Source organism: Mycobacterium sp. NGS33 (assembly GCF_059812885.1).
Map to the genome: position 1 here is coordinate 1 of NZ_JCALDN010000024.1, position 17,367 is coordinate 17,367.

Genomic DNA, 17,367 nt, shown 5'->3' on the forward strand with positions numbered 1-17,367 from the left:
GCGAGCCGTCCATCGCCCGCCCCGGCATCGATGCGACCTTCAAGGCGTTGCTCGACGCCTACCCGATGACATTCCGCGAGGCCGACGGCGTCGAGGTCGCCCGCAAGCGGCTCAAGCTGCTCAAGGTGCCGCCGACGATGCTGCCGGACCTGCGGATCGAGGACCGCACCATCGCCCACGGCGGGCGCACCGACATCCCGGTGCGCATCTACTGGCCCGACAGCGAGCTGCGCCCGCTGCCGGTGGTCGTCTTCTACCACGGCGGCGGGTTCTGCCTGGGCGACCTGGACACCCACGACCCGGTCGCCCGCGCGCACGCCGTCGGCGCCGAGGCCATCGTGGTGTCCGTCGGCTACCGGCTGGCCCCGGAGAATCCGTTCCCGGCCGGTGTGGACGATTGCTGGGCGGCCCTGCAGTGGGTCGGCGAGCACGCCGCCGAGCTCGGCGGCGACCCGCAGAGCATCGCCGTGGCCGGAGACTCGGCGGGCGGCAACCTCGCCGCGGTGGCCGCGCTGTTGGCCCGCGATCACGGCGGGCCGGCGCTGCGTTTCCAGCTGCTGTGGTACCCCACGGTCACCGCCGACCGGTCCCTGCCGTCGCACACCGACAACGCCGAGGCGCCGGTTCTGAACCGGGACGTCATCGACGCGTTCCTGTCCTGGTACGTGCCCGACCTCGATCTGACCGACCCGAAGGCGCTGCCCACCACCATGGCCCCCGCCAACGCCGCGGACCTGTCCGGGCTGGCGCCCGCCTACATCGCGACCGCCGAACACGATCCGCTGCGCGACGACGGCGCCCGTTACGCCGAGCTGCTGGGCGCCGCGGGCGTGCCGGTCGAGCTGACCAACGAGCCCACCCTGGTACACGGATTCGTCAGTTTCGCCCTGGTGATACCCGCCGCCGCCGAGGCCACCGAGCGCGGCCTGGCGGCGCTCCACAAGGCGCTGCACCCCTAGGCAGGCAACGATGGCCCCGCACGACGACGAAACCCCCGACTATCACACGCTGATCATCGGCGCCGGCTTCTCCGGCATCGGTGCGGCCATCAACCTCGACCGGGCCGGGCTGCCCGACTACCTGGTGATCGAGGCCGGTGACGGGGTCGGCGGCACCTGGCACTGGAACACCTATCCCGGTATCGCCGTGGACATTCCGTCGTTCTCCTATCAGTTCTCCTTCGAGCAGAGCCGGCACTGGTCGCGCACCTACGCCCCGGGCCGGGAGCTCAAGGCCTACGCCGAACACTGCGCGGACAAATACGGCATCCGGTCGCGAATCCGGTTCAACACCAAGGTGCTAACCGCCGAGTTCGACGACGAGCGCCGCCTGTGGCGGGTGCAGACCGACCCGGCCGGAGAAATCACCGCGCGGTTCCTGATCAGCGCCTGCGGCGTGCTGACGGTGCCCAACCTGCCCGACATCGACGGCGTGGACTCGTTCGGCGGCATCACCATGCACACCGCGCGGTGGGATCACGGCCAGGACCTGCGCGGCAAGCGCGTCGCGGTGATCGGCACCGGCGCCTCGGCCGTGCAGGTGATTCCCGAGATCGCGCCAATCGTCTCGTCGCTCACCGTCTTTCAGCGCACCCCGATCTGGTGTTTCCCGAAGTTCGACGTGCCGCTGCCCGCGCCGGCGCGCTGGGCCATGCGAATCCCCGGCGGCAAGTTCCTGCAGCGCCTGCTCAGCCAGGCCTACGTCGAGCTCACCTTCCCCATCTCGGCGCACTACTTCACGGTCCTCCCCCTGGCCAAGCGGATGGCCTCGCTGGGGAAATCGTATCTGCGGCAACAGGTTCAGGATCCGGCCGTGCGGGAACAGCTCACCCCGAAATACGCGGTCGGCTGCAAGCGCCCCGGTTTCCACAACGGCTACCTCGCCACCTTCAACCGCGACAACGTGCGGCTGGTCACCGAACCGATCGACAAGATCACCCCCGACGCCGTGGCCACCACCGACGGGGAGAACCACGAGATCGACGTGTTGATCCTGGCGACCGGCTTCAAGGTGATGGACCCCGACAACGTGCCCACCTTCGCGGTGACCGGAAGCGGCGGAAAGTCGTTGAGCCGGTTCTGGGACGAGCACCGGTTGCAGGCCTACGAGGGCGTCACCGTGCCCGGTTTCCCCAACCTGTTCACGGTGTTCGGTCCCTACGGTTACGTCGGCTCTTCGTATTTCGCGCTCATCGAGGCGCAGACGCATCACATCGTGCGGTGCCTCACGCGGGCCAAGCGCGTCGGCGCCACCCGCGTGGAGGTCAGCGAGGAAGCCAACGACCGCTACTTCGCCGAGATGATGCGCCGGCGGCCCCGCCAGATCTTCTGGCAGGACAGCTGCCGGCTGGCCAACAGCTACTACTTCGACAAGAACGGCGACGTGCCCCTGCGTCCGGGCACCACCCCGGAGGTGTACTGGCGCAGCCGGCGGTTCAATCTGGACGACTACCGATTCACCGGTTAGCCGCTACGCTGCACACGTGGCGAAGGAATTTTCTGACATCGACGAGCCGCTTCGCGACTTCATCCGCGAACAGGCCGTGTTCTTCGTCGCCACCGCGCCGTCCGAAGGCGGACGAATCAACCTGTCCCCCAAGGGATATCGCGACACCTGCGCGGTGCTCGACGAGCACACCGTGGCCTACCTGGATCTGTTCGGCAGCGGCGTGGAGACGGTCGCCCACCTGCGCGACAACGGCCGCATCACCGTCATGTTCTGCTCGTTCACCCGCAACTCGCGCATCCTGCGGCTGTTCGGCACCGGACGGGTTATCCGCCCCGACGACGCCGAATTCGCCGAGCTGATACGGCATTTCGGCGATCATCACGCCGGGGTCCGCACCATCATCGTGGTCGATGTGGAGCGGATCGCCGACGCGTGCGGATTCGCGGTGCCCTACTTCGAGCTGGTCGACGAGCGGCCCGTGCTCGACGCGGCGCACCGCAAGGTGACCGATGACCAGTACGGCCGGCTGATCAACCGCAACCGGCGCAGCATCGACGGGCTGCCGGCGCTCGAGGCCGACCACCCGGCGCCTAGATCGCGCGCTTGAGGTCGTCGACCTTGTTCAGCTGCTCCCACGGCAGCTCGACGTCGGTGCGGCCGAAGTGCCCGTAGGCGGCGGTCTGCGCGTAGATCGGCCGCAGCAGGTCCAAGTCGCGGATGATCGCGCCGGGCCGCAGGTCGAACACCTCGGGCACGATCTTTTCGATCTTGACCGGGTCGACCGTCGCGGTGCCGAACGTCTCGATGAACAGCCCGACCGGGGCGGCCTTGCCGATGGCGTAGGCCACCTGCACCTCGACCCGCTCCGCCAGCCCGGCGGCGACGATGTTCTTGGCCACCCAGCGCATCGCGTAAGCCGCCGACCGGTCCACCTTGGACGGATCCTTGCCGGAGAAGGCGCCACCGCCGTGACGGGCCCATCCGCCGTAGGTGTCGACGATGATCTTGCGGCCGGTCAGGCCCGCGTCGCCCATCGGGCCGCCGAGGACGAACTTGCCGGTCGGGTTGACCAGCACCCGCGTCGCCGACGAGTCCAGCGTGTCGTGGGCCAGCTCGTCCAGCACGGTCTTGAGCACGTGCTGGCGGATGTCGGGATCGAGCGTCTTCTCCAGGTCGATGCCGTCGGCGTGCTGGGTGGAGACCACCACGGTGTCCAGCCGCACCGGGACGTCGTCCTCGTACTCGATGGTGACCTGCGTCTTGCCGTCCGGGCGCAGGTAGGGCAGCGTGCCGTTCTTGCGGACCTCGGTCAGTTTGCGCGACAGCCGGTGGGCCAGCGCGATCGGCAGCGGCATCCGCTCGGGGGTGTCGTTGATCGCGTAGCCGAACATCAGGCCCTGGTCGCCGGCGCCCTGGGCGTCCAGCGGGTCCGCGGCGCCCTCGACGCGCGCCTCGTGGGCGGTGTCGACGCCCTGGGCGATGTCGGGCGACTGCGCGCCGATGCCGATGTTCACGCCGCAGGAGGCGCCGTCGAAGCCCTTGTCCGACGAGTCGTAGCCGATGTCGAGGATCCGCGCGCGAACCGTGTTGGTGATGTCGGCGAACGCCTCTTTGGCCGTCGTCGTCACCTCGCCCACCACGTGCACCTGTCCGGTGGTGACCAGCGTCTCGACCGCGACACGTGAGCGGGGGTCCTGGGCCAGCAGGGCGTCGAGGACGGAGTCGCTGATCGCGTCACAGATCTTGTCGGGATGTCCCTCAGTCACCGACTCACTGGTAAACAGGCGACCCTTTTCGCTCACAATGCCAATCCTTCCAATTAGTTAGTTAGCCGAATTATATCGGCTGGCGTCGGCCCGGCCAGCACCTGCCCCAGTGCCGAGAAGAACTCGACCGTTCTACCCGCTGCCCCCGTGCAGGAACGCGGCGATCGCATCCACGATACGACTGGCCATCAATGTCTTGGACCCGTGCTGCAGCGCGGACTCGGTCCCGTCGGCCGCCAGCAGCCAGCCGTCGTTGTTGTCCACCTCGAAGGCCCGGCCGTCGCCGACGGCGTTGACGACCAACAGGTCACAACCCTTGTTGCGCAGCTTCGCCCGGGCGTGGAACAACACGTCGCCGTTGGCGTCGCCGGTCTCGGCGGCGAACCCCACGATGGCGCGCATATGGGGCAGCTCGCCGTTGGCGCGCGCCCGCACGGCACCGGCCAGCACGTCGTCGTTGCGGACCAACTCGATCGTCGGCGGCCCCTCGACACCCTTTTTGATCTTGGCGGCCGCAACCTGGGCGGGCCGGAAGTCGGCGACCGCGGCGGCCATCACCAGCACGTCCGCCTCGGGCGCGTGCTTGGCCACGGCCTCGCCCAGTTGCTGGGCCGAGCTGACGTGCACCACCTCGACCCCGGCGGGGTCGATCAGCCCGGCGGTGTGCCCGGCGATCAGCGTGACCTCGGCGCCGCGCTGGGCGGCCACCCGCGCCACCGCGTAGCCCTGCTTGCCGGAGCTGCGGTTGCCGATGAAGCGGACCGGGTCGACCGCTTCCCGGGTGCCGCCGGCGGTGACCAGCACCTTGCAGCCGGCCAGGTCGTAGGGCAGCGCGTCGTGGCGGTCGAGCAGCAGGTGCGCCAGGGTGGTGATCTCCTCGGCTTCGGGCAGCCGGCCCGACCCGCTGTCCGTCCCGGTGAGCCGCCCGGCGGCCGGTTCGAGCACGACCGCCCCCCGGCGGCGCAGCGTGGCGACGTTGTCGACGGTGGCCGGGTGCAACCACATCTCGGTGTGCATCGCCGGGGCGAACAGCACCGGACAGCGCGCGGTGAGCAGGGTGGCGGTCAGCAGGTCGTCGGCCCGGCCGTGCACGGCCCTGGCCAGCAGGTCCGCGGTGGCGGGCGCCACCACGACCAGGTCGGCCTGCTTGCCCAGCTGGACGTGCGGGACCTCCGGCACGTCGGTGAAGACGCCGGTGTGCACCGGCTGGCCGGAGAGCGCCTCGAACGTGGCGGCGCCGACGAACCGCAGCGCGGACTCGGTCGGGATGACGCGGACCGAATGACCGGCCTCGGCGAGCTGGCGGACGACGGTGCACGCCTTATAGGCGGCGATACCGCCGGAGACGCCGACGATGACGTTCTTCGCGATCCGATCGCGGTTGTCCACAGCGCGCCCGGCCCGGCCCTGTTACTCGCCCTCGGTGTGCTCGAGCAGGTCGCCGTGGATCTCGCGCATCGCGATCGACAGCGGCTTTTCCTGCAGCCCCGGCTCGACCAGCGGACCCACGTATTCGAGGATGCCCTCGCCGAGCTGGTTGTAGTAGTCGTTGATCTGGCGGGCCCGCTTGGCGGCGTAGATCACCAGCGCGTACTTGCTCGAGACGCGGTCCAGCAGCTCGTCGATGGGCGGGTTGGTGATGCCCAGCGGGGTGTCGTAGGCGCCTTGTCCCCCGGCGGACGGATCGAACCGGTCGGGGACGGCGGCCAGCGCCGCGTCGGACTGCGGAATACTCACTTAGGTCAATCTCCTGGCGGATTGGAGCGGCTCGTCACCGCTGCAGAGGTGTTGAAAAATTCGGTGGTCAATCGTGCTGGGATGTGGTCCGGCTTTTGGTTTGGCCGGACGGATCAGGCCGGTCCGGCGCAGTTCCCACCAGCAAGGATACCAATTCGGAGCACGCTGACTCCAATTGACTGTTCACGACCACCCGGTCGAAGTCGTTTTGGGCCGCCATTTCGGTGCGGGCCGTCTCCAGTCGCCGCTGCATGACCTCCGGCGTCTCGGTGCCGCGGCCGATGAGCCTGGCCTCGAGATCTTCCCAGCTGGGCGGCGCGAGAAAGACCGCGAGGGCCTCCGGCATCGCCTTCTTGACGGCTCTGGCTCCGGCCAGGTCGACCTCGATGAGCACCGGGAACCCGCGGGCCATGGCGGTCCGGACCGGCTCGGCCAGGGTGCCCGACCGGTGCAGCCCCGAGTGGATTTCGGCCCACTCCAGCAGCGCACCCTCGTCGATCAGCTGCTGGAAGCGGGCGGGGGTGACGAAGTGATAGTCGACGCCGTCGACCTCGCCGGGCCGCGGCGCCCGCGTCGTGGCCGAGACGGAAAAATGCAGGTCCGGGACCCGCTCGCGCAGGCATCGGACCACGGTCGACTTGCCCACCGCGGAGGGACCGGACAGCACGACCACACGTCCGTCACCTGATGGTTCAGGACGTGTGCCGCGCTGGACGTCCGGTCCCCCGCCGGGGCTCACGGGCGCCCCTTGGGGGGTGCGCCCGCGGCTCGGGTCGGATTGCCCGCCTTCTCCTCAGGCCATTCGGCCTGCATCGTCGGCGGCCGGGTTAGGAGCCGAACTTTTCCAGCAGGGCCTTGCGCTGACGATCGCCGAGGCCGCGCAGGCGGCGGGTGGGGGCGATCTCCAACTCAGTCATGATTTCCTGCGCCTTGACCTTGCCCACCTTGGGCAACGCCTCGAGAAGCGCGGAAACCTTCATCTTGCCCAGGACTTCGTCGGTCTCGGCGTCCTTGAGCACCTGGGTCAGGTTGGTGCCGCCCCGCTTCAGGCGGTCTTTGAGCTCTGCTCGCGCTCGACGTGCGGCAGCCGCCTTCTCCAACGCGGCCGCGCGCTGCTCGTCGGTCAACTGGGGAAGGGCCACGATTCCTCCGTATCTGATCAATCAATTTCAATCGATCTCTTTTTGTCTCGCCGGTACTTCTGCCAGCGCAGACGACCGTACTCAGGCCTTCTGACGAAATCTAACCCGACCCCCTGCTTACGGGGACAAACTCCCAGCATGGACCGGCGCCTGGCACGCCAAAGCGGCGCTTCCCGGGGCGTCGGCGACGGCCCTCTTCGGGGTGGGCGGGGCGGGGTTTTTCGGGCCGGTTCCGCCCCGGATCGAGCCGTCTAGCTGCGGTTTTGGCGGCTGGGGGCGGCGCGCGGCGGCGTGGCCGGGCCGTCCGGAAACGCGCCGGCGGGCGGCCGCGGCGCCCGGTGCGAGGGATCACGGATTTGTTGCGGCGTGTCGCGCGTGTCGCGCCGGTGGTCAAAGGGCAGGCCAACGCCGCCGTTCGGCCCGGTCACCGGTCTCGGCGGGCGCCGAGCAGCCCGGCTCGGCCGCCATCGGTGCGCCGGGCGGGTGCGCGCCGGGCGCCCAGCAACGCGGCGCGCCGCGCCCCGGCTCGCCGGAATCGATGTCGGCGGCGCCGGCGGCGCAGGCCCGCGCGGCGCGACAGGCCCCGTCCGGTCAGGGCGCGTCGATCCGGTGCCGCGAGCGAACCGCGGGGAATGCCAACGGGATCCGCCCGGCCCGGCGCCACGATGACCTGTCACCAACCCTCAAGGGCCGCAGCGTCGTTGACCTACCGCGGTGGGCCGCCGCCTGCGGCTGGTGTCGGCGCGTTCGGCTGCCGTTCGCCGCGGAATCCGACAGATGACGTGGCTATCTCCGCACCCACGGACCAATGCCCTCTGCGCTTCCGTAACTGCGGGCGCGGGCGTCGCCCGGGGGCATTTCAGCTAATCGGCGAGCCGGAATCCGATACGATCGAGAGGTGTCCAACCTGCGAATTCGCCAGGCGGCTGAGCTGCTCGGCGTCAGCGACGACACCGTGCGGCGCTGGATCAACCAGGGCACATTGGCGGTCAGCCTGGACGCCGCCGGCCGCAAGGTGATCGCCAGCGAGGACCTCGCCCGCTTCTCCCGCACCAACGCGCCCGCCCCGCCGGCGGACCCGCTCAGCATCGGCAGCTCGGCCCGCAACCGCTTCGTCGGCCTGGTCACATCGGTGGTCAGCGACAAGGTGATGACGCAGGTCGAGATGCAGTGCGGCCCCTTCACGGTCGTGTCGCTGATGAGCACCGAGGCCGCCGAGGAACTGCAGCTGCGTCCCGGCAGCGTCGCGGTGGCCGTCGTCAAAGCCACCACCGTCATCGTCGAAACCGCGCGGCCCAGCACCGCGGTCGCGTCGGATTAGCCGCAGAACCCGCTCACACCGCCAGGTAGGCGACCGCGTCCAGCATGCGATCGGCCGCCGCGCGTAGCTCCGCCACGCCCGGGCCGGCCCGCAGCACCTCGCGGGCGACCGCGGGCAGCAGCTGGCCGGGTTCCGCGCCGCCCAGCCCGCCGAGCGCCTCGGGTCGCCCGCCCTGGACGCCGAGCCCGGGCACCAGCACCGGGCCGCCCAGGGCGCTGAGATCGGGCGCCTGCAGGACCGTCGCGCCGACGACCACGCCGACGTATCCCGGCCCCGATCCGGTGGCGGACCGATTCACCACCGCCGCCTGGTCGACCACCAGCTGGGCCACCGTGCGGCCGTCGAAGGCGGCGCGCTGCACGGTCGCCCCCTCCGGGTTGGAGGTGGCCGCCAGGACGAACACCCCGCGATCGTGCGCGGCGGCGGCTTCCAGCAACGGCCGCAGCGAGCCGAACCCCAGGTAGGGCGTGGCCGTCACGGCGTCGGCGGCCAGCGGCGAATCACCCGCCCAGGCGGCGGCATAGGCCGCCATCGTGGTGCCGATGTCGCCGCGTTTGGCGTCGGCCAGCACCAGCACGCCGGCCGACCGCAGCGCCGCGATGGTGCGTTCCAGCACCGCGAACCCGGCGGCGCCGTAGGCCTCGAAGAACGCGACCTGGGGCTTGACGACGGCGAGTCCGGAAAACGCCTCGATGCAGAAGTCGCAGAACGCGGCCAGCCCGTCGGCGGTGGTGGGCAGGCCCCAGGCGCGCAGCAGCTCCGGGTGTGGGTCGATGCCCACGCACAACGGGCCGCGTTCCGCTTTCGCGGCCGCCAGCCGGACGCCGAAGCCGGTCACCGCGCGCCCTTGTCCGACATCTGGCTGTGCAGCTCTTGCAGGCTGCGCACGCCGATGTCGCCGCGGATGCCCGCTTCGATGCCCTGGACGGCGGCCGAGGCGCCCTGCACGGTGGTGACGCACGGGATGTTGACCGACACTGCGGCCGAACGGATTTCGTAGCCGTCGATGCGTGGCCCGGAATTGCCGTAGGGCGTGTTGATCACCATGTCGATCTCGCCGGCCTTGATCGCGTCGACCGCCGACATCTCCGGGCGGCCCGGCTGCGGGTCCTCGAAGTGCTTGCGCACCTCGTCGCATGGAATCCCGTTGCGGCGCAACATCTCCGCGGTCCCCTCGGTGGCCAGCACGCGGAAGCCCAGGTCGGCCAGCCGCTTGACGGGGAACACCAGCGAGCGCTTGTCGCGGTTGGCCACCGACACGAAGATGGTGCCCTGGGCCGGTAGCGATCCGTAGGCGGCGGTCTGGCTCTTGGCGAACGCGCTGCCGAAGTCGCGGTCGATGCCCATCACCTCGCCGGTGGATTTCATCTCCGGGCCCAGCAGCGAGTCGATGCCCGAGCCGTCGGCCCGGCGGAACCGGTGGAACGGCAGCACGGCCTCCTTGACCGCGATCGGGGCGTTCTGCGCCGCGTGGGCGCCGTCGCCGGACTCCGCCAGCAGCCCCTCCTGCCGAAGCTGGGAAATCTTGGCACCCAACATGACCCGGGCGCAGGCCTTGGCGAGCGGGATCGCGGTGGCCTTGGACACGAACGGCACCGTGCGGCTGGCGCGCGGGTTGGCCTCCAGGACGTAGAGCACGTCGTCCTTGAGCGCATACTGCACGTTGAGCAGCCCCACCACCCCGATGCCGTGCGCGATGGCCTCGGTGGCGCGGCGCACCTTCTCGATGTCGCTGCGGCCCAGCGTCACCGGCGGCAGGGCGCAGGCCGAGTCGCCGGAGTGGATGCCGGCCTCCTCGATGTGCTCCATGATGCCGCCGATGTACACCTCGGTGCCGTCGCACAGCGCATCGACGTCGATCTCCACCGCGTCCTCGAGGAAGCGGTCGACGAGCACCGGGTGCTCAGGTGAGAGCTCGGTGGCGCGGGTGATGTAGCCGCGCAGCGTCTCCTCGTCGTAGACGATCTCCATGCCCCGGCCGCCCAGCACGTAGGACGGCCGCACCAGCACCGGGTAGCCGATGTCTTCGGCGATCCGCCGGGCCTGGTCGAAAGTGGTTGCGGTGCCGTACTTCGGCGCGGGCAGGCCGGCCGCGGTGAGCACGTCACCGAAGGCGCCGCGGTCCTCGGCCAGGTCAATGGCCTCCGGCGGGGTGCCGACGATCGGCACGCCGGCGTCGGCGAGGCGCTGCGCGAGCCCGAGCGGGGTTTGGCCGCCGAGTTGCACGATCACCCCGACGACACCCGGGCCGTCGCCGGCGGACTGCTGTTCGGCGCGGAACACCTCGAGGACGTCCTCGAAGGTCAGCGGCTCGAAGTACAGCCGGTCGGCGGTGTCGTAGTCGGTGGACACCGTCTCCGGGTTGCAGTTGACCATCACGGTCTCAAAACCGGCCTGGGACAACGTCGTTGCCGCGTGCACGCAGCTGTAGTCGAATTCGATGCCCTGCCCGATGCGGTTGGGTCCCGACCCGAGGATCAGCACCTTGGGCCTCTCGGTCTGCGGCGCCACCTCGGTCTCGGCGGCGGGGTCCAACTCGTAGCTGCTGTAGTGATACGGCGTCTTGGCCTCGAATTCGGCCGCGCAGGTGTCGACGGTCTTGTACACCGGGTGCACGCCGAGGCGCTCGCGCAGCGAGCGCACCCCGTTCTCGCCGGCCAATTCCGGTCGCAGCGCGGCGATCTGGCGGTCCGACAGCCCGCTGTGCTTGCCCCGGCGCAGCAGGTCGGCGTCGAGCACCGGGGCGGCGATCAATTCCGCGCGCAGCGCGATCAGCTCACCGATCTGCGCGACGAACCACGGGTCCACACCGCTGGCGTCGGCGACCTGCTCCACCGACGCGCCCAGCCGCAGCGCCAGTTCGATGTCGTAGAGCCGGCCCTCGGTCGGCGTCCGCAGCCGGGTCAGCACCGCATCGAGGTCGCCGTCGGGGTCGGGTTTGGTCCAGAAACCCGCGCGGGTGGTTTCCAGCGACCGCATCACCTTGCCGAGCGCCTCGACGAAGTTGCGGCCCAACGACATTGCCTCGCCGACGGACTTCATGGTGGTGGTCAGGGTGGGGTCGGCGCCCGGGAACTTCTCGAACGCGAACCGCGGCGCCTTGACCACCACGTAGTCCAGGGTGGGCTCGAAGCAGGCCGGCGTCTCCTTGGTGATGTCGTTGACGATCTCGTCGAGGGTGTAGCCGATGGCCAGCTTGGCGGCGATCTTTGCGATGGGAAACCCGGTGGCCTTGGACGCCAGCGCGCTGGACCGCGACACCCGCGGATTCATCTCGATGACGATCAGGCGGCCGTCGACGGGGTTGATCGCGAACTGGATGTTGCACCCACCGGTGTCCACCCCGACCTCGCGCAGGATCGCGATGCCCAGGTCGCGCATCCGCTGGTATTCGCGGTCGGTCAGCGTCATCGCCGGCGCGACGGTGACCGAGTCACCGGTGTGCACGCCCATCGGGTCGAAGTTCTCGATCGAGCACACCACCACGACATTGTCGTTGCCGTCGCGCATCAGCTCGAGCTCGAATTCCTTCCAGCCGTAGATCGATTCCTCGATCAGCACGTTGGCGCTCGGGCTTTCGGCCAGCCCGGCGCCGGCCATCCGGTCGACCTCCTCGACGGATCGCGCCATCCCCGATCCCAGGCCGCCCATGGTGAAGCTGGGCCGCACCACAACCGGCAGGCCGAGCTCGGAGACCGTCTCGCGGACCTCTTCCATGGTGAAACACACTCGGCTGCGGGCGGATTCACCGCCGACCTTGGCCACGATGTCCTTGAACATCTGCCGGTCCTCGCCGCGCTGGATGGCGTCGAAGTCGGCGCCGATGAGTTCGACGCCGTAGCGCTCCAGCGCCCCGTTCTCGTAGAGCGCCACCGCGGTGTTCAGCGCGGTCTGCCCACCCAGGGTGGCCAGCAGCGCGTCGATCTTGTTGCCGCGCTGCGCCTGCTGGGCAAAGATCTTCTCCACGAAGGCGGCGGTGATCGGCTCGACGTAGGTGTGGTCGGCGTACTCCGGGTCGGTCATGATGGTGGCCGGATTGGAGTTCACCAGGCTGACTTCCAGGCCCTCGGCCCGCAGCACCCGGCAGGCCTGCGTGCCGGAGTAGTCGAACTCGCAGGCCTGACCGATGACGATCGGCCCGGAGCCGATCACCAGCACGTGACGCAAGTCGGTACGGCGCGGCACTACCGCCCCCTTCCGCGGTTTGGGGCCGCCATCAGGTCGATGAATTGGTCGAACAGGTACTCGGCATCGTGCGGGCCGGCCGCGGCCTCCGGGTGATACTGGACCGAGAAGGCCTGCCCGTCAGCGAGTTTGACGCCCTCGACCACTCCGTCGTTGGCGCAGGTGTGGCTGACGATCGCCTGGCCGAACGGCGTGTCGAAGGACTGGCCTGCCTCGCCTTCGAGCGCGAAGCCGTGGTTTTGCGCGGTGACCGCCACCCGCCCGGTGGCGTGGTCGATCACCGGGATGTTGATGCCGCGGTGACCGAACACCAGCTTGTAGGTGGACAGCCCCAACGCCCGGCCCAGGATCTGGTTGCCGAAGCAGATGCCGAACAACGGGATTCCGGCGCCCAGCACCTCGCGGGTGACCTCGACGATGTGATCCGCGGTGGCGGGGTCACCGGGGCCGTTGGACAAGAACACCCCGTCGGGCCTGATGTCGGCGATCTGTTCGTAGGTCGCCGAGGACGCCAGCACGTGGGTGCGGACGCCGCGGCGGGCGAAGTTGCGCGGCGTGTTGGTTTTGATGCCCAGGTCCAGCGCGGCGACCGTAAACCGCGGTGACCCTTCGGGTTCCACGATGTAGGTGTCGGGCGTGCTGACCTCGCCGGCCAGGTCGGCGCCCAGCATCGACTGCTGGCCGCGCACCCGCTGCACCAATTCGTCGACATCGGCGAGCGCGTCACCGGAGAACACCCCGGCCTTCATCGAACCGCGGGTGCGCAGGTGCCGCACCACCGCGCGGGTGTCGATGCCGGCGATGCCGACGATCTGCTGGCGGACCAGTTCGTCCTCCAGGGTTCCGGTGGCCCGCCAGCTGGACGGGCGCGGCGAGGGGTCGCGCACCGCGTAGCCGGCGACCCAGATCTTGTCGCCGCGACTCTCGGCGTCCTCGCCGTTCCAGCCGGTGTTGCCGATCTGCGGCGCGGTGGCCACCACGATCTGCCGGTGGTAACTGGGATCGGTCAGCGTCTCCTGGTAGCCGGACATGCCGGTGGAAAACACCGCCTCGCCCAGTGTTTGGCCGACCTTGCCGAACGGTGTGCCGGTGAAGACGCGGCCGTCCTCGAGTACCAATTGCGCCTTGCTCACGCAGCTCCCTCCTGATGCGCCGATTCGAGCCACTCGTCGTAATCGCCGCGGCTGTTCGCCCGGAACCCGGTGTCGATCTCGACGCCCGACGGCAGCCGCCAGCGGATCGCCAGAATCCCGATCCGGCCCGTCATTCGGCGCTCCATCCGGATCTCGGTGATCGAGTCTTGCGGAATCCAAATCGGTTGCGCCCGTATGCGATCCACCATGATGCCGCCGGCATAACGGGTGAGCACCGCCTTGCTCCGGTATCCCAGATCGCCGGCCGCGATCCGCTCGTGCCAGCCCGGCGCCATCATGGAACCGCAATAATGTCCCCGGGTGGTGATGGTCGCCGCCCCCACGTTGTCCGGAATCTCGGGCAACGCCCCGATCAGCTCCGCCTGTTGCTGTGAGCGACGATGCCACGTCCGCATCATCAGCTGGATCACCACCGTGAGCACCACCACCACCACGGCCGCGAAGATCAGCGACCCCACCAGGGTGCCCGAATTCATGCCGGGGACTTCCCGTCTCGGGCGGTGACCTTGCCGCGCAGCAGCGTGGCGGTCACGGTGGCGGGCAGGGTCATCGCCTCGTAGGGCGTGTTGGCCGAGCGACTGGCCAGGTTGGACCCGGCGACGGTCCACGAGCCCGCGGGATCCACCACCGTAAGGTTGGCGGGCTCCCCCACCTCGAGCGGCCGGCCGTGGTCGGGCAGGCGCGCGATTCGTGCCGGATTTTCGCTCATCACCCGGGCGACGTCCCGCCAGGTCAACAAGCCGGGGGTGACCATCGTCTGCACCACGATCGACAGCGCCGTCTGCAGCCCCAGCATGCCCGGCCGTGCCGCGGAGAACTCCACGCACTTTTCGTGTTCGGCGTGCGGCGCGTGATCGGTCGCCACACAGTCGATGACGCCGTCGGCCAGGGCTTGGCGCAACGCCACCGCGTCGGCGGCCTCGCGCAGTGGCGGGTTGACGCGGTTCTGCCCGTCGTAACTGGTCAGCCTGCTGTCGTCGAGCATCAAGTGGTGCGGCGTGACCTCGGCGGTGATCGAGATCCCTTGCTCCTTGGCCCATTTCACGATCTCGACGGTGCCCGCGGTGGAGGCGTGGCAGATGTGCACCCGGGCGCCGGCGTCACGGGCCAGCAGCGCGTCGCGGGCCACGATCGATTCCTCGGCGGCCCTGGGCCACCCCGCCAGGCCCAGCCGGGCCGCGGTCGGTCCTTCGTGGGCGACGGCGCCGACGGTCAGCCGCGGCTCCTCGGCGTGCTGGGCGACGAGCACGCCCAGCCCGGTGGCGTATTCCAGGGCGCGGCGCATCACCAGCGGGTCGTGCACGCAGATGCCGTCGTCGGAGAACATCCGCACCTGCGCGGCCCCGGCCGCCATCATGCCCATCTCGGTGAGCTCCTTGCCGGCCAGCCCGACGGTGACGGCGCCCACCGGGTGCACGTCGACCAGGCCGACCTGCTGGCCCCGGTGCCACACGTGGTCGGTGACCACCGGGCTGTCGGCGACCGGGTTGGTGTTGGCCATCGCGAACACCGCGGTGTAGCCGCCCAAAGCGGCTGCGGCCGAGCCTGTTTCGATGTCCTCGGCGTATTCACGCCCCGGTTCGCGCAGGTGGGTGTGCAGGTCCACCAGGCCGGGCAACAGCACCTGGTCGGTCGCATCGATGACGTCCAGGTCCTCCTCGACGCGTCCGGCCGTGGCCAACCCGGGCCCGATCTCGGCGATCTGACCGTCGTCGATCAGCACGTCCGTCCGATCGCCTTCGCCGTACAACAGCACCCCGCGCAGCAGCACGCTCACGCCGCACCCTCTTCTCCGGCTAGTTCGGTGCCGACCAGCACATGGAACAGCACCGCCATCCGCACGTGCACGCCGTTGGAAACCTGTTGCAGCACGGCCGATTGCGACGAGTCGGCCACCGACGAGGCGATCTCCATGCCGCGCAGCATCGGCCCGGGGTGCAGCACCACGGCGTGGCCGGGCAGCAGCGCCTGGCGGCGATCGGAAAGCCCGTAGAGCGAGGAGTATTCGCGCACCGACGGGAAGAACCCGCCGTTCATCCGCTCGGCCTGCACCCGCAGCATCAGCACCGCGTCGGCGGCGGGCAGCTCGGCGTCGAAGTCGTTCGACACCGTGACCGGCCAGCCCTCGACGCCGACCGGCAACAGCGTCGGCGGCGCCACCAGGACCACCTCGGCGCCCAGGGTCGCCAGCAGCATGACGTTGGAGCGGGCGACCCGGCTGTGCAGGATGTCACCCACGATCACGACGCGGCGGCCTTCGATGCCGCCGAGCCGCTGGCGAAGGGTGAGCGCGTCCAGCAGCGCCTGGGTCGGGTGCTCGTGGGTGCCGTCGCCGGCGTTGATCACCGACGGTCCGCCCTGAGAGGCCATGTCCTTCGCGCCGGTCCACTCGGCGAGCAGGTGCGCGGCGCCGGACGCGGGGTGCCGGATGATCAGCGCGTCGGCGCCGGCGGCGCGCAGCGTGAACGCCGTGTCGCGCAGCGACTCCCCCTTGCCCACCGACGATCCGGACGCGCTGACGTTGATCACGTCGGCGCTCATCCACTTGCCGGCCACCTCGAAGGACACCCGGGTGCGGGTCGAGTTCTCGTAGAACATCGTGACGATGGTGCGGCCGCGCAGGGTCGGCAGCTTCTTGATCTCGCGGCCCACCAGCGCCTCGGCGAACCGGTCGGCGTCGTCGAGGATGGCGGTGGCGTCGTCCCGGCTCAGGTCCCCGGCGGCCAGCAGATGGCGCGTCATCGTGAGATCACCACCCCGTCGTCACCGTCGTTCTCCCTCAGCAGCACGTGCACGCTCTCGCCGCGCGAGGTCGGGACGTTCTTGCCCACGTAGTCGGCGCGCAGCGGCAGCTCGCGGTGGCCGCGGTCCACCAGCACCGCCAGCTGCACCACCCGCGGCCGGCCCACGTCGCGCAGCGCGTCCAGCGCGCACCGTACCGAGCGGCCGGAGTACAGGACGTCGTCGACCAGGATCACCAACGCGTCGTCGATGCCGCCGGCCGGGATCGAGGTGGCCTCCAGCGGCCGCGGCGGTTTCTGCATCAGGTCGTCGCGGTAGAGGGTGATGTCCAGGGCGCCGTGGCCGACCTCGACACCGCTGTATTCGCCGATGTTGGTGGCGAGCCGCTGGGCCAGAATCACACCGCGGGTCGGGATGCCCAGCAGCACCACCCGCGGCGCGTCGGGACCGTCCAGCGCGGTCTTTTCGATGATCTGATGTGCAATGCGGGAAATGGTGCGGCCCACGTCGGCCGCCGACATCAACTCCCGGGAATCGCTGGCTTTGAAACCGGGAAAGCCGGTGTCGCCCGCAGCACCCATACGAAACTTGACCTCCTTCTCCGCCTCGCCGGACGGATCGTTAAAGGATGTCGACTGCAGGGCAGCGTAGCACCTAATTTTGCCGGTGCCGCCGCGAGGCGCCCGCCGCGCCTGCGCCGCTCACCGCGCTAGTCACACGGGCCCCACCAGTCCCGGGCGCGGGGCACAGAACGGCCCTCCGGCGCGGCCTACTGCGGAGGCGGAGGAGGCGGCGGCGGAGGCAGCGGGCGGCGTGGGTTGATGGGCCCACAGTTCAGCCCGATTTTGCAGTCCCAGTTGCTTGCCTGAGGC

Annotated in this window: 16 protein-coding genes; 4 read left to right on the plus strand and 12 right to left on the minus strand. The window is 69.9% G+C overall.

Annotation, left to right across the window (positions count from 1 at the left end; genetic code table 11):
• The 3 genes from AC5Y5B_RS23265 to AC5Y5B_RS23275 all read left to right on the plus strand — a co-directional run.
• Nucleotides 1-959: alpha/beta hydrolase (locus AC5Y5B_RS23265; RefSeq protein WP_500006925.1), on the plus strand; the 959-nt coding region annotated here is incomplete at its 5' end.
• Between the two features lie 10 nt (nt 960-969).
• On the plus strand, nt 970-2,466 hold the full coding sequence (locus tag AC5Y5B_RS23270) for a flavin-containing monooxygenase (RefSeq protein WP_500006927.1): 1,497 nt from the start codon (nt 970-972) through the stop codon (nt 2,464-2,466).
• A 16-nt stretch (nt 2,467-2,482) separates the two neighbouring features.
• Complete coding sequence (locus tag AC5Y5B_RS23275) at nt 2,483-3,055, plus strand: pyridoxamine 5'-phosphate oxidase family protein (RefSeq protein WP_500006930.1); 573 nt, start codon at nt 2,483-2,485, stop codon at nt 3,053-3,055.
• On the opposite strand, the gene metK is transcribed toward AC5Y5B_RS23275, so the two are convergent.
• The 5 genes from metK to mihF form a co-directional block, all read right to left on the minus strand.
• A complete protein-coding gene (gene metK, locus AC5Y5B_RS23280; RefSeq protein WP_500006933.1) occupies nt 3,039-4,250 on the minus strand; it encodes a methionine adenosyltransferase in 1,212 nt (403 codons plus the stop codon). The two genes, AC5Y5B_RS23275 and metK, sit on opposite strands and share 17 nt — an antisense overlap.
• 96 nt (nt 4,251-4,346) lie before the next feature.
• The gene (coaBC, locus tag AC5Y5B_RS23285) at nt 4,347-5,603 is read right to left on the minus strand and encodes a bifunctional phosphopantothenoylcysteine decarboxylase/phosphopantothenate--cysteine ligase CoaBC (RefSeq protein WP_112635545.1); all 1,257 of its coding nucleotides are present in this window, start codon (nt 5,601-5,603) and stop codon (nt 4,347-4,349) included.
• 21 nt (nt 5,604-5,624) lie between these two features.
• Nucleotides 5,625-5,951, minus strand: a complete 327-nt coding sequence (rpoZ, locus tag AC5Y5B_RS23290) for a DNA-directed RNA polymerase subunit omega (RefSeq protein ID WP_067142516.1) — start codon at nt 5,949-5,951, stop codon at nt 5,625-5,627.
• A 67-nt stretch (nt 5,952-6,018) separates the two neighbouring features.
• Nucleotides 6,019-6,690: a guanylate kinase gene (gene gmk / locus AC5Y5B_RS23295; RefSeq protein WP_112635547.1), complete on the minus strand. Its 672-nt coding sequence runs from the start codon at nt 6,688-6,690 to the stop codon at nt 6,019-6,021.
• An 88-nt stretch (nt 6,691-6,778) separates the two neighbouring features.
• Nucleotides 6,779-7,093: an integration host factor, actinobacterial type gene (gene mihF / locus AC5Y5B_RS23300; protein ID WP_007171927.1), complete on the minus strand. Its 315-nt coding sequence runs from the start codon at nt 7,091-7,093 to the stop codon at nt 6,779-6,781.
• An 898-nt stretch (nt 7,094-7,991) separates the two neighbouring features.
• On the opposite strand from mihF, the gene AC5Y5B_RS23305 reads away from it, so the two are divergent.
• The gene (locus tag AC5Y5B_RS23305; protein ID WP_289176425.1) at nt 7,992-8,414 is read left to right on the plus strand and encodes a TOBE domain-containing protein; all 423 of its coding nucleotides are present in this window, start codon (nt 7,992-7,994) and stop codon (nt 8,412-8,414) included.
• Nucleotides 8,415-8,427: 13 nt separating this feature from the next.
• On the opposite strand, the gene pyrF is transcribed toward AC5Y5B_RS23305, so the two are convergent.
• The 7 genes from pyrF to pyrR are packed head-to-tail and all read right to left on the minus strand — an operon-like array spanning nt 8,428 to nt 17,076.
• On the minus strand, nt 8,428-9,252 hold the full coding sequence (gene pyrF, locus AC5Y5B_RS23310) for an orotidine-5'-phosphate decarboxylase (RefSeq protein ID WP_289176426.1): 825 nt from the start codon (nt 9,250-9,252) through the stop codon (nt 8,428-8,430).
• Nucleotides 9,249-12,599: a carbamoyl-phosphate synthase large subunit gene (gene carB, locus AC5Y5B_RS23315; RefSeq protein WP_112635389.1), complete on the minus strand. Its 3,351-nt coding sequence runs from the start codon at nt 12,597-12,599 to the stop codon at nt 9,249-9,251. The genes pyrF and carB overlap by 4 nt, the downstream gene beginning before the upstream one ends.
• Nucleotides 12,599-13,732: a glutamine-hydrolyzing carbamoyl-phosphate synthase small subunit gene (gene carA / locus AC5Y5B_RS23320; protein ID WP_112635387.1), complete on the minus strand. Its 1,134-nt coding sequence runs from the start codon at nt 13,730-13,732 to the stop codon at nt 12,599-12,601. Before carA ends, carB begins: the two co-directional genes overlap by 1 nt.
• Entirely contained in the window at nt 13,729-14,229 is a 501-nt protein-coding gene (locus AC5Y5B_RS23325; protein ID WP_112635385.1) for a PH-like domain-containing protein, read from the minus strand. Before AC5Y5B_RS23325 ends, carA begins: the two co-directional genes overlap by 4 nt.
• Nucleotides 14,226-15,530 (minus strand): dihydroorotase, encoded by a 1,305-nt coding sequence (locus AC5Y5B_RS23330; protein ID WP_112635383.1) that lies wholly within the window; start codon nt 15,528-15,530, stop codon nt 14,226-14,228. Before AC5Y5B_RS23330 ends, AC5Y5B_RS23325 begins: the two co-directional genes overlap by 4 nt.
• Nucleotides 15,527-16,495, minus strand: coding sequence for an aspartate carbamoyltransferase catalytic subunit (locus AC5Y5B_RS23335; RefSeq protein WP_112635381.1), 969 nt, complete (start codon nt 16,493-16,495; stop codon nt 15,527-15,529). The genes AC5Y5B_RS23330 and AC5Y5B_RS23335 overlap by 4 nt, the downstream gene beginning before the upstream one ends.
• Nucleotides 16,492-17,076, minus strand: coding sequence for a bifunctional pyr operon transcriptional regulator/uracil phosphoribosyltransferase PyrR (gene pyrR / locus AC5Y5B_RS23340; protein WP_112635380.1), 585 nt, complete (start codon nt 17,074-17,076; stop codon nt 16,492-16,494). Before pyrR ends, AC5Y5B_RS23335 begins: the two co-directional genes overlap by 4 nt.
• Between the last annotated feature and the right edge of the window lie 291 nt (nt 17,077-17,367).

Excerpts from the sequence above, each read along its gene's own strand:
- AC5Y5B_RS23325 (WP_112635385.1), bottom strand. The coding sequence starts at position 14,229 with ATGAATTCGGGCACCCTGGTGGGGTCGCTGATCTTCGCGGCCGTGGTG.
- pyrR (WP_112635380.1), bottom strand. The coding sequence starts at position 17,076 with ATGGGTGCTGCGGGCGACACCGGCTTTCCCGGTTTCAAAGCCAGCGAT.
- AC5Y5B_RS23335 (WP_112635381.1), bottom strand. The coding sequence starts at position 16,495 with ATGACGCGCCATCTGCTGGCCGCCGGGGACCTGAGCCGGGACGACGCC.
- AC5Y5B_RS23270 (WP_500006927.1), top strand. The coding sequence starts at position 970 with ATGGCCCCGCACGACGACGAAACCCCCGACTATCACACGCTGATCATC.